General features: G+C 39.8%; 14 protein-coding genes and 3 pseudogenes. All 17 read left to right on the forward strand.

Annotated features, from left to right (window positions below):
- Window positions 1-199: 199 nt before the first annotated feature.
- The 17 genes and pseudogenes from I4V84_RS16225 (at window position 200) to I4V84_RS16305 (ending at window position 12,221) form a co-directional block, all read left to right on the forward strand.
- The gene (locus I4V84_RS16225) at window positions 200-451 is read left to right on the forward strand and encodes a hypothetical protein (protein WP_195992935.1); all 252 of its coding nucleotides are present in this window, start codon (window positions 200-202) and stop codon (window positions 449-451) included.
- A gap of 293 nt (window positions 452-744) precedes the next feature.
- The gene (locus tag I4V84_RS16230; RefSeq protein ID WP_195992937.1) at window positions 745-960 is read left to right on the forward strand and encodes a hypothetical protein; all 216 of its coding nucleotides are present in this window, start codon (window positions 745-747) and stop codon (window positions 958-960) included.
- A gap of 20 nt (window positions 961-980) precedes the next feature.
- The gene (locus tag I4V84_RS16235) at window positions 981-1,391 is read left to right on the forward strand and encodes a peptide deformylase (RefSeq protein ID WP_195992939.1); all 411 of its coding nucleotides are present in this window, start codon (window positions 981-983) and stop codon (window positions 1,389-1,391) included.
- A gap of 67 nt (window positions 1,392-1,458) precedes the next feature.
- Window positions 1,459-1,800: an arsenate reductase family protein gene (locus tag I4V84_RS16240; RefSeq protein ID WP_118577843.1), complete on the forward strand. Its 342-nt coding sequence runs from the start codon at window positions 1,459-1,461 to the stop codon at window positions 1,798-1,800.
- Window positions 1,801-1,898: 98 nt separating this feature from the next.
- Window positions 1,899-2,166 (forward strand): annotated as a pseudogene (locus tag I4V84_RS16245) (SDR family oxidoreductase); the annotation flags it as partial.
- Between the two features lie 168 nt (window positions 2,167-2,334).
- Window positions 2,335-3,588 carry an ATP-binding protein gene (locus I4V84_RS16250; RefSeq protein WP_148463136.1) on the forward strand — a complete coding sequence of 418 codons (1,254 nt, stop codon included), beginning with the start codon at window positions 2,335-2,337 and terminating at the stop codon, window positions 3,586-3,588.
- A 135-nt stretch (window positions 3,589-3,723) separates the two neighbouring features.
- Window positions 3,724-3,993 carry a metalloregulator ArsR/SmtB family transcription factor gene (locus I4V84_RS16255; protein WP_148463117.1) on the forward strand — a complete coding sequence of 90 codons (270 nt, stop codon included), beginning with the start codon at window positions 3,724-3,726 and terminating at the stop codon, window positions 3,991-3,993.
- Window positions 3,994-4,007: 14 nt separating this feature from the next.
- A complete protein-coding gene (locus I4V84_RS16260; protein ID WP_195992941.1) occupies window positions 4,008-4,733 on the forward strand; it encodes an AraC family transcriptional regulator in 726 nt (241 codons plus the stop codon).
- 90 nt (window positions 4,734-4,823) lie between these two features.
- Window positions 4,824-5,033, forward strand: a complete 210-nt coding sequence (locus tag I4V84_RS16265) for a DHHA1 domain-containing protein (RefSeq protein WP_195992943.1) — start codon at window positions 4,824-4,826, stop codon at window positions 5,031-5,033.
- A 42-nt stretch (window positions 5,034-5,075) separates the two neighbouring features.
- Window positions 5,076-6,602, forward strand: a complete 1,527-nt coding sequence (locus I4V84_RS16270) for a DNA methylase (protein WP_195992975.1) — start codon at window positions 5,076-5,078, stop codon at window positions 6,600-6,602.
- A gap of 15 nt (window positions 6,603-6,617) precedes the next feature.
- On the forward strand, window positions 6,618-7,031 hold the full coding sequence (locus I4V84_RS16275) for a hypothetical protein (RefSeq protein WP_195992945.1): 414 nt from the start codon (window positions 6,618-6,620) through the stop codon (window positions 7,029-7,031).
- 212 nt (window positions 7,032-7,243) lie between these two features.
- Window positions 7,244-7,348: pseudogene (locus I4V84_RS20025) on the forward strand (GNAT family N-acetyltransferase); the annotation flags it as partial.
- Window positions 7,323-7,508 (forward strand): annotated as a pseudogene (locus tag I4V84_RS16285) (SDR family oxidoreductase); the annotation flags it as partial. The pseudogenes I4V84_RS20025 and I4V84_RS16285, both read left to right, overlap by 26 nt.
- Before the next feature lie 210 nt (window positions 7,509-7,718).
- Complete coding sequence (locus I4V84_RS16290; protein WP_334286136.1) at window positions 7,719-8,462, forward strand: FadR/GntR family transcriptional regulator; 744 nt, start codon at window positions 7,719-7,721, stop codon at window positions 8,460-8,462.
- A gap of 134 nt (window positions 8,463-8,596) precedes the next feature.
- The gene (locus tag I4V84_RS16295; RefSeq protein WP_195992947.1) at window positions 8,597-9,727 is read left to right on the forward strand and encodes an Ldh family oxidoreductase; all 1,131 of its coding nucleotides are present in this window, start codon (window positions 8,597-8,599) and stop codon (window positions 9,725-9,727) included.
- A 90-nt stretch (window positions 9,728-9,817) separates the two neighbouring features.
- Window positions 9,818-10,993, forward strand: coding sequence for a malic enzyme-like NAD(P)-binding protein (locus tag I4V84_RS16300; RefSeq protein WP_118577849.1), 1,176 nt, complete (start codon window positions 9,818-9,820; stop codon window positions 10,991-10,993).
- A gap of 295 nt (window positions 10,994-11,288) precedes the next feature.
- On the forward strand, window positions 11,289-12,221 hold the full coding sequence (locus I4V84_RS16305) for an AEC family transporter (protein ID WP_195992949.1): 933 nt from the start codon (window positions 11,289-11,291) through the stop codon (window positions 12,219-12,221).
- The last annotated feature ends 350 nt before the right edge of the window (window positions 12,222-12,571 follow it).

Consider the following 12,571-nt stretch of genomic DNA (forward strand, 5'->3'; position numbering starts at 1 on the left):
GTTTAGCCGGTTGGTTGTCGGGATTTTTGTACAGCCATTTATTGTAAGATGATAACATCAAAAAAATCCAAGGAGGACTGGCAAATGAAAGGTTATAACACAAGCAACGGATATATGGGATATGTAGAAGGCAAATACATTTTATTTGCCAGTGAGCAAGAGTATTTTGAGTTTATGGAAAATTAAGGGAGGAAAAATTATGTTTGGATTTGATAAGATGTTTGATTTTAACAGAGACGGGAAATTGGATAGCTGGGAACGTGCTACACAGTTTCAGTTCATGGACGAAATGATGAAGGATGAAGAAAAAAGTATTTTTGATGACGATGATGAGATTGATATTTTTGCGGATGCCGGACTTGATTATGATGAGTTGGAATTTATGGATCCGGATGAAAGAAGAGAAGTGTTGGAAGGTGCAGGATTGGATCCGGATGAGTTTGATTTTTGAAACTGAATGATATAGTTTAGAATAGCTGAGGCTGATTAGGGTCTCGGCTATTTGCTTTGGCTGATGGGAAGAAACAAGGAAAGCAACAAAATACGGAAAGTTATTTATGACAATTTATTACATGTAAGGTATAATAATGAACAAGAGGTTTAAACTGTACCTCTTGTCTATTTTATATGGATTTTATAACGATGGCAATGTAAGGATGGCTGTAACGGAAGATGAAGTGGTGGAAAGTTGGAAAAGGTATGTAGAAAACTGATTCTTAATATTATCTCAAGAGGAATTAAAGTATGATGTATACAGTAAAACGAATCGATGAAGACCTGGATTTTGGTTGCGAAGAACGACCGGAGGATGTACCAGTCATGGCACTAGTGACTCTTGTGGATTCTTCTGGAAAAGAAGTGACAGTAAAAGCAGAGGATGCCGAGCTCTATGAGCGTAATATCAATGAAGGAGACAAAGTTTGTCTCGATGTAAATAATAAATTGGAAAAAGCAGAATGAAAGCTACAGGGAGAAAGTAAATGGTAAAGCAAATTGTAAGAGACGTTTTCTTTTTAGGCCAACCATCCGAACCGGCCACGAAAGCAGATATCCAAGTTGGAAAAGACCTGCAGGATACGCTGCAGGCGAACCGGGAGCGTTGTGTGGGTATGGCGGCAAACATGATTGGTGTAAAGAAGAATATCATCATTGTAAATATGGGCTTCATAGATGTTGTGATGTTCAATCCGGTGATCGTTTCAAAGCGTGACATGTATGAGACAGAAGAAGGCTGTTTATCCTTGGATGGTGTTCGTAAGACGACCCGGTACCAGGAAATAGAAGTAGAGTATTATGATTTCAACTGGAAAAAACAGCGGCAGAAGCTGTCCAGATGGACGGCTCAGATCTGCCAGCATGAAATTGATCATTTGTCTGGAAAGATAATATAACTGAATGCGGACCTGGAATGTCCGCTTTACAAAATGATACATATGGCGATGGACAAGGAGAATTAATTTGAATATACAGATTTTTGGAACAAAGAAGTGTAATGATACAAAGAAAGCAGAACGTTTCTTTAAAGAACGTGGGATTAAGTTTCAGTTTATTGATATGAAAGAAAAGGGCATGAGTAAGGGCGAATTCAATTCGGTTGCCCAGGCAAATGGTGGACTGGAAAATATGATCAACTGGGAGGGCAAGGATAAGGATCTGCTTGCGCTCATTAAATACATTGCAGAGGAAGATAAACTTGAGAAGGTACTGGAAAACCCGCAGGTGATTAGAACACCGGTGGTTCGTAATGGAAAACAATCCACTCTTGGATATCAGCCGGATATCTGGAAAGCGTGGAAGTAAGAAATCGGAGGATAGGCAGCTAATGGAAGAATGTAGATTTCATATTGGTGATGTAGTCCAGCATTTTAAACGGGAAATGTAAATTTGGAAACAGCAGAGTATTTGTATCGGTTACGGCACCATTTTATCTGGCAAAACTATTTCAGCCATATTTCTCTGAAGGAGCTGCCATTGTTAATATTTCATCTTCCCGTGACCGTATGAGTCAGCCGCAAACAGAAAATTACACTGCAGCAGCCGGTTCATCGTGTCGGAAATCCTATGGATATTGCCAATATGGTATTGTTCCTTTGCTCTGAAAAAGCAGGCTTTATCATAGGTGAAAACATTTGTATTGACGGTGGTATGACAAAACAAATGATTTAGTAGTCGATTTTGACACTGCAATCAAAAAAATAAAAAGATATTTATCTATATTACATAAAAATGTGCGGATACACATAAGATGGGAATAGATATTGAAGCTCAGATCGTTCTATGATAGAATATTATTACTAAAAAGTGTGCAAAAGCACGGAATTGAGGAATATAATGATAGAAATTAAAAGAGATGCTTATCTACAGCAGTTGACCATGCGAAAAGATAATGGAATGATAAAGGTGATTACCGGTATTCGTAGATGCGGCAAATCTTTTTTGTTGTTTAATATTTTCAAGAGATATTTACAGGAGAATGGTGTTGCTGCCGATCATATTATTGAGATTGCCTTGGATGGTATTGAGAATGAGGAATTAAGAGATCCCAAGGTGTGCTTTAAGTACATCAAAGATGCCATGAAGGATGATGATAAGTATTATCTTCTTCTGGATGAAGTACAGTTCATGCCACGATTTGAGGAAGTGCTGAATAGCCTGCTCCGCATGAGCAACATTGATGTGTATGTCACCGGAAGCAATTCTAAGTTCTTGTCCAGCGACATTGTGACCGAGTTTCGTGGCAGAGGTGATGAGATCAGAATCTATCCCCTCTCTTTTGCAGAGTTTTATTCTGTCTATAAAGGTGATTACGACGATGCATGGGATGACTACATGACCTATGGCGGATTGCCGCAGGTCGTAGGTTTACAGAGCGAACGACAGAAGGCAGATTACCTGAAAAATATCTTTGCAAATGTTTATCTGAAGGACGTAATTGAAAGAAACAAGATCCAAAATGTGGATGAAATTGGCATTCTGGTTGATGTGCTTGCATCTGCAATCGGTGCACTGACCAACCCTTCAAAGATTGCTAATACCTTTGCCAGTGAGCGTCAGATGAGTTATACAAACAAAACGATTTCCAATCATATCGACTATTTGGCAGATGCGTTTTTGATTTCTAAAGCAAGCCGATACGATATTAAGGGCAGAAAGTATATCGGTGCAAATATGAAATACTACTTTACCGATCTGGGTCTGAGAAATGCCCGTTTGAATTTCAGGCAACAGGAGCCTACTCATATTATGGAGAACATTGTTTATAACGAGCTACTGATTCGTGGCTACAATGTTGATGTGGGTGTTGTGCAGATCTTTGATAAAGATAAAGAGGGCAAGCGTGTACGTAAGCAGCTGGAAGTTGATTTTGTAGTTAACCAAGGCAATCAGAGATACTACATCCAGGTTGCTTATGACATGACTTCAGAAGAAAAGCAGACTCAGGAGTTCAATTCTCTGCGTAATATCCCGGACTCTTTCAAGAAGGTTGTTATTGTAAATGGCAGCAAAAAGCCTTGGAGAAATGATGAGGGATTTGTCATCATGGGAATGAAGTATTTCCTTTTGGACGCAGATAGTTTAGAGTTTTGACATTGGATATAGATAAATTAAATCGGAAGTCATGGAGATAGTTTTATTATGATTTTGTGCTTTTCAGGACATTGACAAGCATCTATGCGTATGGTAATTTGATGTATAGATGATTATCTATGTGAGGAGGCGAAAATGGAAGCAAAGGATATGATACTAATATGTAAAGCATTATCAGATACAAATAGACTGGAGATTGTTCAGATGCTGTCAGACGGAGAAAAATGCGGATGTAAGATTCTGGATAAATTCAATATCACGCAGCCTACTTTATCACATCACATGAAAATATTGGTTAACTGTGGGATTGTAAATGACCGTAAGGAAGGCAAGTGGCATTATTATTCTCTGAACAAAAAAGTAATAAGAGCGGCAAGTTCATTTGTTGAAGCTTTGGGAAGGTAGGAAATGAAAGAAGAATGCAAAAGGCAGAATACCGTTATTATGAAATTTCTCAGGATCTTCCTGTTATGGCATTAAGTGGTAAAAAATGGGAATATTTATTTGTGGATGTGGAAGAAATTTTAAAAAGAGGTTTTGTAAATGTTCCAGAAAAATATATTTATGTTGAACAGAATCTATCGAAGAAAATAAGTGTTTTGGAGAATGCTGGAAGTACGAAGGCTGCGGCACTTATGCAGATGATAATAGAAGAAATACAGCTGAGACAAGCAAATTATAGATATACTGTTTCAACGCTTGCGTTTAATCTTGTGCTGTTTTTTGATCGTTTAGATAATGAAAACATAAAGTTTCAGAATAATTCCCGGGAAACTTCAGATTATACACGTAAAATTATAAGTTATATAGAATTACATTATATGGAGGACATCGGGGGAAAGGATTTTGCAAGGGCATGTAATCTGAGTGAGACACATATGCGGAGGATCTTTATAGAGTCTGCTAATATTACACCATCAGAATATCTAAATCTGGTTCGGATTAAGAAGGCCTGTGAAATGCTCGCAAAAGAAAAATGTTCCATAGAAAAAGTGTCTAATTCTGTAGGATACCCGGTGATATCTACATTTATGCGTAATTTTAAGAAAATAACGGGAATTTCACCAAATGCATGGCGGAGAAAAGCGTTGGAGAATCCGGAAAATGTGGCAGCCTACCAAGTATCAGTGTTTAAGGGGTGGTAAAATATATAGGGTGCCACCAGGAACAGTAAAAAAAACAGTTGCCAAAAGGACAAACAGTCACAATCCCTGTATTTTCAGCTAGGTTTTACCATGTATGAGGAAGAAGAAAACCGCTGGCGGTGTTCCTTCCGATCTGATGGAAAATGGATTAATGTAAATGAACTTTTGCAGGCATTTTGCGGAGGTGGACATGCTGCGGCAGCAGGCGTGCGTAAGCGTACAAATGACGTAGATAAATTCAGGCAGGAAATACTTGAGCGGATTGTTATGATGAGAAAGATTTCCGGTCAGAATAAATAAGAATTAGAAACGAAACACAGGAGAACCAGGAGGTGTAGAATGATGGAAAAGAAAAGAACCTATATTGCAATCGATCTTAAGTCATTCTATGCGTCTGTGGAATGTAAAGAGCGAAATCGGGATCCTTTGACGACCAATCTTGTAGTTGCGGATAAAAGCAGAACAGAAAAAACGATCTGTCTTGCAGTATCTCCTGCTTTAAAGTGTTATGGGATACCCGGAAGGGCTCGTTTATTTGAGGTTGTTCAAAAAGTAAAAGAAGCCAACAGTGCCCGCAGGTGGAAAGCACCGAACAGGACATTTACAGGTTCTTCTGATGACAGTGCAGAATTAAATAGTAATCCTGCACTGGAGATTGATTATATTGTTGCGCCTCCCCGGATGGCTCTCTATCTGGAATACAGCACCAGAATTTACAGTATTTATCTGAAATATATTGCGCCGGAAGATATTTTCCCGTATTCGATTGACGAAGTATTTATTGATGTAACGGATTATCTGCATACTTATAATATGACACCAAGAGAACTTGCAATGGCCATGATACAGGATGTGCTGAAAACGACAGGTATAACGGCAACTGCAGGAATCGGAACAAATATGTATTTGTGCAAGATTGCGATGGATATTGTGGCGAAGCATATTAAAGCAGATAAAGATGGTGTACGAATTGCGGAATTGGATGAAATGTCATACCGAAGGAAACTCTGGAGTCACAGACCACTTACGGATTTCTGGAGAGTAGGGAAGGGATATGCAAAGAAGCTGGAAGAATATGGGCTTTATACAATGGGCGATATTGCCAGGTGTTCCATTGGTAAAGAGAATGAATTATACAACGAAGATCTGCTATATAAACTGTTTGGCGTTAATGCAGAGCTGTTGATCGACCATGCCTGGGGGTACGAACCCTGTACCATGGAAATGGTTAAGGCCTACAAACCGGAAATGAACAGTGTTTGCGCCGGACAAGTACTTCATTGTCCTTATGATTTTGAAAAAGCAAAACTGGTCGTAAAAGAGATGACGGATCAGATGGTTTTGGATTTGGTGGATAAGAAGCTTGTAACGGACCAGATCGTGTTGACAGTTGGTTATGATATTGAGAATCTGAACAATGCCGACAGGAGAAAGCAGTATCATGGAGAGGTTACCATTGACCGCTATGGAAGAAGAATTCCGAAACATGCACATGGAACGACCAATCTGAAACGGCAGACTTCCTCAACCAAGATGATAACTGATGCAGTAATAGAGTTATATGACAGGATTGTTGACAGAAACCTGCTTATCAGAAGAATCAATATCACAGCGAACAGGCTTGTGGATGAAAGTTCTGTGAAGAAAGAAGAAGTGTATGAACAGTTGGATCTTTTTACGGATTATGAGGCGCAAAGGAAAAAGCAGGAAGAGGAAGAGGCTGCACTGAATCGTGAAAAACGTATGCAGGAAGCGATGCTCAGTATCAAAAAGAAATTTGGAAAAAATGCTGTACTGAAGGGGATGAATCTTCAGGAAGGTGCAACCGCCAGGGACAGAAATGAACAGATTGGCGGTCATAAGGCGTAAAGGAGTTGAAAGAGGATGAAAAATAATTCTTATGACGATATCATCAATTTACCACATCCGGTCTCTAAGAATCATCCGCAAATGCCACTTCAGGATCGGGCAGCGCAATTTGCTCCTTTTGCAGCTTTGACCGGACATGATGCTGCGATAAAGGAAACAGCAAGATTAACCGATGAAAGATTGGAACTGAGCGAGGAAGTGATTGCTCAGCTGAACGAAAAAATCAACATAATCAGAAATAATATTGGTATAGAACAGAATGTATCGATAACTTATTTTATTCCCGATGCAAAAAAAAACGGTGGATCCTATGTTATGTGCTCTGGTGTTGTAAAAAAGGTAGACGAATACGAGCGTGCTATAATCATGACGGATCAAACGGTCATTCCAATCGAACAGATAAGTGATATTAAATGTGAAGAGTGGTAAATTTGAGAAAAAATACAAAGAAGTTAGAATGTTTTTAAGGAAAAGCTGGAGGTGATGTGCCATGGCTTCATTTGATCAGAAGCTCCGTACGTTATCCGAAAATGATGATTGCCCGAACTAAACATCCAAAATATAGCTATGAAGGAGTCGAGATTCACGATATAACTGATTGGTTGTTACGGAGAAATCAAAGCTGATGGAGGATAATCGTTATGATCAGAAAGATGCAGAACCCAGATATTAATAGAGTTGCTGACATATGGTTAAAGACAAATTTAAAAGCACATGATTTTATTCCTGAGCAATATTGGACAAGTACGAGTCAATTCAATCTCTCCGGGATGGATAGATACTGACTTTATCGAATATACAGGAGCAGATGCAGTGCAGCAGCCGGTTCATCGTGTCGGAAATCCTATGGATATTGCCAATATGGTACTGTTTCTTTGCTCTGAAAAAGGTGGCAGATTCATTTCAGATCCAGAACTCAGAAAGTAAAGAAATTAGAAAAACAGAAACGCAGATTACAGCGTAGTCTCTCTCGTTCTTACGAGAAAAATAAGAAAGGGGTAAGTTACTGTAAAACAAATAATGTAATCAAAAAGGAAAAACTTTTATTAAAACGAAATAACAGATTAACAAACATCCGTAAAAATTATTTGAAGAAGGAATGAAACATAGAGGTTTATGACTTTTTATAAGTTTTCAGTAACGGAATGGATTATGTTTAGAGAAATTGGGGATGAGCGGGCTTTCGATGGGATTTTAAATCAGATTATAGAGAACATTCAGAATGGCAGTCTCAAAGCGGGAGCTGCCCTTCCGGCGGAGCGGACAATGGCGGAGACCATGGGAGTGTCCAGACCGGCAGTCAGAGAAGTTTTGAGAGCACTGGAACTGCTGGGAATAGTTAAGCCAGTGCCGGGAGGCGGGAATTATATTACAGAGGATCTGGATACCTGGCTAATCGGCCCCTTATCCATACTTTTTAAATTAAATAATGGATATCTGCGCCAGAATCAGCAGTTTCGTGCGGCACTGGAAAGAGAATCAGCAATTCTTGCAGCGAGGAAGTGCACACCGCTGAACGCAGCAGAATTATGGATGATTCTTGCACGGCTGGACGCCGCAGAAGATGAAAAGATACGGGGTAAACTGGATCGCGAACTTCACCAGAAGATTGCAAAGATCGCAGATAACCCGATGATTTACAGTGTCCTTGCGGCAGCGGATCAGCTTACGGAGAATATTGTTTCCGGGACGAGAGACTACATTATGAAAAAGAATAATTCTGCCAGAGAGGTTGATGACCAGCATCATCGGCTTGTTGAGGCAATCATCAACGGAGATGCAGAACAGGCGGAACGATGTATGTCCGAACATATGGATACGATTGAACGTTATATGGAAGAAATGCAAAAAAAATCCTAAGAAATTTTGGGCATTTTTACAGAGTTAATTGATATGACCTCTATTGTGTTTTGGTAATACCAGTGATATAATTAAAATGAAAATTGGTAATACCAATAAATAAAACTGGCAATACCAGAAAGAGGTGCGAAACAATGGGATATGTGAAATGGTCATATGAGACACTGAATCATTTTTGCGGAGACGTATTCAAGGCGTTTGGATTTACAGAGGAAGAAAGCAATCAGATCAAGGATGTGCTTCTTACGGCTGACCTTTATGGAATAGAAAGTCATGGTATGCAGAGAATGGTGCGTTATCATAAGGGAATCGAAAAGGGAACCATCCATCCGCAGGCAAAGCCTGAAGTTGTATTTGAAACACCGATATCTGCAGTGATTGATGGTCATAATGGAATGGGACAGCTTATTTCTGTTTACGCAATGAAAAAAGCCATCGAAAAAGCCAAAAAAACCGGAGTTGGAATCGTAACCGTCCGTGAGTCCAATCATTTTGGTATTGCCGGATATTATGCAAAGATGGCGTGCGATGAAGGACTTCTGGGAATGGCTTGCACTAATTCAGAGGCTATTATGGTTCCTACGTTTGGCAAAAAAGCCATGCTTGGATCAAACCCAATCGCAGTAGCTATGCCGGCAGACCCGTATCCGTTTTTCTTTGACTGTTCTACCACAGTGGTTACAAGAGGAAAACTAGAAATGTACAACAAAATGGAGAAACCGCTTCCTAATGGATGGGCGTTGGACAAAGATGGTCATGCAAGCACAGACGCACCGGATGTCCTTGCCAATATTGTTGCAAAGAAGGGCGGCGGAATCATGCCCCTTGGTGGAAATGAAGAGGTTACAGGAAGCCACAAGGGATATGGATATGGTATGTTATGTGAACTGTTCAGTTCCATTCTTTCCATGGGTGTTACTTCGGATCATTGCTGCACATTCCCGGATAAAACTGGAATCTGTCATGGATTCATGGCAATCGATCCGGCTGCATTTGGTGATCCTCAGGCAATCCGCAGACATTTTTCAGAATACCTGGAAGCTTTGAGAGAAAGTCCGAAGGCAGAAGGCAAAGAACGTATTTATACACATGGTGAAAAAGAAATTTTGGCAGAAAAAGAAAGAAGAGAACATGGATTACCTGTAAACGATAATACGATGGTCGAACTTGCTAATCTGTGTGGATATCTCAAACTTGACTTTGATAAATATTTTGACGGATATGAGCTTCCAAAAGATAGCAAATTCTTTACAGGAAATTATTAATAGATTAGAAGGCAACTGTTCACAGTAACAATAGAGGCAGCCGAATCATACGGTTTCACATAATTTAAGATACCAGGGAGGACAATAGAAATGGATTATGCAAAAGAATCTTTAAGACTGCATGGAGAATGGAAAGGTAAGATTGAAGTTGTAACAAGAGTACCTGTAGAAAATAAGGATGATCTGTCACTTGCTTATACACCTGGAGTTGCACAGCCTTGTCTGGAAATCCAGAAGGATGTAAACAAATCTTACGAACTCACAAGAAGATGGAACATGTGTCTGGTAGTTACAGACGGTTCTGCTGTTCTTGGACTTGGAAACATTGGACCAGAAGCCGGAATGCCGGTTATGGAAGGTAAATGTGTCCTTTTCAAGGCATTTGGTGATGTAGATGCATTTCCACTCTGCATTAAAAGCAACGATGTGGACGAAATTGTAAATACAATCTATATGATCTCCGGTTCCTTTGGTGGAGTAAACCTGGAAGATATTTCCGCACCGAGATGTTTCGAAATTGAAAAGAAACTGAAAGAAAAATGTGATATTCCGATCTTCCATGATGACCAGCATGGTACTGCGATCATCACACTGGCAGGTCTTACCAATGCACTTAAAGTTGTTGGCAAGAAGAAAGAGGATGTCCATGTTGTAATGAACGGAGCAGGAGCAGCAGCAATCTCTATCGCTCGTCTGCTTCTCACAGCCGGATTTAAGAACATCACACTCTGTGACAGAAAGGGTGCGATTTATGAGGGACGTCCGGAAGGAATGAATCCAGTCAAAGATGAAATGAGCAAGGTGACCAATCTGGATAAGAAAGCAGGTTCTCTGGCAGATATGCTGGTCGGCGCAGATGTATTTATCGGTGTTTCCGCACCTGGTGCCGTTACAACAGAGATGGTTAAGACCATGAATAAGGATGCAATTGTTTTTGCATGTGCAAACCCGACTCCGGAGATTTTCCCGGATGACGCAAAGGCTGGCGGAGCAAAAGTTGTTTCCACAGGAAGAAGTGATTTCCCGAACCAGATCAACAACGTACTTGCTTTTCCAGGAATCTTTCGTGGCGCATTTGATGTGAGAGCAAAAGAGATCAATGATGAAATGAAGCTGGCAGCGTCTGAAGCACTTGCAAATCTGATCGCAGATGAGGAACTTTCTCCGGAATATATCATTCCGAAGGCATTCGATAAGAGAGTAGGACCGGCGGTAGCCAAAGCAGTTGCGGAGGCAGCAAAGAGAACCGGCGTAGCCCGTATTTAAAAATACAATTTAATAAGATAGACAATTCTCCCCGGCATAACTTATTATAGGGATAGCAAGGACGTGTGACAACAATAGACTTTACTTCAAGGAAACGTCCGCAGTATGCCGGGGATTTTCTTATAATTTTTTACGAATGAGTAGAGATTTATAGCTGGAAATAAGAAACCAACTATGGAAGGGAGAGCTGTGGTATAAACAGCTTCCGTCACAGACAGCGTAGGAGACCTGCAAGTAGCTGGACAAAGCATGCTATAATTAAAAATAACAGACATCAGAAAAGAAGGGACAAAATATGCAAATCAGTTTATTACTAATGGAAGAGATTGCAAAGCTTTTTGCAATCATGCTTATGGGATATGCGGTTGTAAAAGCCGGCCTTATGAAGTCATCGGAGAGTAAAAGCATATCTGTAGTCATGGTTTATCTGGTTATTCCATGCGTAATTATCGACGCATTTCAGGTGGACTATACGCCAGATGTAAAAAAAGGACTGCTCCTGGCATGTGCGGCAGCAGTTCTGGTACATGTTTTATTTCTGATACTTACCACAATATTAAAACAAGTATTACAGCTGGATACGATTGAGCGTGCAACTGTTATTTATTCAAATGCCGGGATACTGGTAATTCCGCTGGTACAGGATTTGCTTGGACAGGAGTACGTTATTTATTCCAGTGCTTATATTGCGGTACAGCTGATTCTGATCTGGACACACTGCAAAAATATGCTTTGCGAAGAAGATAGATTAGAGTGGAAAAAAGTATTTCTGAACGTAAATATTATTTCAATCATAGTAGGAGTGATATTGTTTATCTGCAGAATCCAGATGCCTTCGGGAGTGCAGGATGTCATGGATATGATGAATAATATGATTGGTCCGATCGGTATGCTGCTTGCCGGAATGGTTATTGCGGACGTACCTCTTAAGATTGTATTTACTAAAAAAAGAAACTATCTTTCAACAGTATTGCGATTGATTGTTTATCCAATATTTGTACTGATTCTAATGAAACTGATTCATACATTTGCAGGAATAAATGATTCCAAACAGATTCTCCTGACTGTATATATTGCATCCATAACACCTGCTTGTGCAACTGTGACATCCATGGCGCAACTATATGATAAAGATGCGGCATATGCGAGCTCATTGTATGTACTTACGACACTGCTGTCAATTGTGACCATGCCAGTGATGGTGGGAATGTATGAGATGTTTGTGTGAGAGAATAGAAAGATTGAAGAAATGACACTGACTTCGGTTGGTGTCTTTTATTTTCATGGTCCAGTCATGTCCAGACTGATCGAATACTTTGTGAAGATCACGTTCCAGATGTTAAAGGCATTCTACATTGCAGAATACAAATCCATCATGATAATTGATAGACGAGAAAAAAGATATGGATCCGAGTATGCATGCTCATGCTGCCATTTCTGATTGTATATTTGGGGATAAAAGATGGACTGAGCCTAAAAAGCACATTATTTTATTTCCGAACAATATTGGACAAGCAATTATGAATTAGTGAAAGAAATGATGTCACAAGCGGAAATCCAATAAATGTCGTGTCAAGT

It is taken from the genome of Ruminococcus sp. 1001713B170207_170306_F1 (genome assembly GCF_015668065.1).
GTDB classification, from domain to species: Bacteria; Bacillota; Clostridia; order Lachnospirales; family Lachnospiraceae; genus Blautia_A; species Blautia_A faecis.

Coding starts and splice junctions, on each gene's coding strand:
- I4V84_RS16225 (WP_195992935.1), top strand. CDS start 200: ATGTTTGGATTTGATAAGATGTTTGATTTTAACAGAGACGGGAAATTG.
- I4V84_RS16230 (WP_195992937.1), top strand. CDS start 745: ATGATGTATACAGTAAAACGAATCGATGAAGACCTGGATTTTGGTTGC.
- I4V84_RS16235 (WP_195992939.1), top strand. CDS start 981: ATGGTAAAGCAAATTGTAAGAGACGTTTTCTTTTTAGGCCAACCATCC.
- I4V84_RS16255 (WP_148463117.1), top strand. CDS start 3,724: ATGGAAGCAAAGGATATGATACTAATATGTAAAGCATTATCAGATACA.
- I4V84_RS16260 (WP_195992941.1), top strand. CDS start 4,008: ATGCAAAAGGCAGAATACCGTTATTATGAAATTTCTCAGGATCTTCCT.
- I4V84_RS16265 (WP_195992943.1), top strand. CDS start 4,824: ATGTATGAGGAAGAAGAAAACCGCTGGCGGTGTTCCTTCCGATCTGAT.
- I4V84_RS16270 (WP_195992975.1), top strand. CDS start 5,076: ATGGAAAAGAAAAGAACCTATATTGCAATCGATCTTAAGTCATTCTAT.
- I4V84_RS16275 (WP_195992945.1), top strand. CDS start 6,618: ATGAAAAATAATTCTTATGACGATATCATCAATTTACCACATCCGGTC.
- I4V84_RS16290 (WP_334286136.1), top strand. CDS start 7,719: ATGACTTTTTATAAGTTTTCAGTAACGGAATGGATTATGTTTAGAGAA.
- I4V84_RS16295 (WP_195992947.1), top strand. CDS start 8,597: ATGGGATATGTGAAATGGTCATATGAGACACTGAATCATTTTTGCGGA.
- I4V84_RS16300 (WP_118577849.1), top strand. CDS start 9,818: ATGGATTATGCAAAAGAATCTTTAAGACTGCATGGAGAATGGAAAGGT.
- I4V84_RS16305 (WP_195992949.1), top strand. CDS start 11,289: ATGCAAATCAGTTTATTACTAATGGAAGAGATTGCAAAGCTTTTTGCA.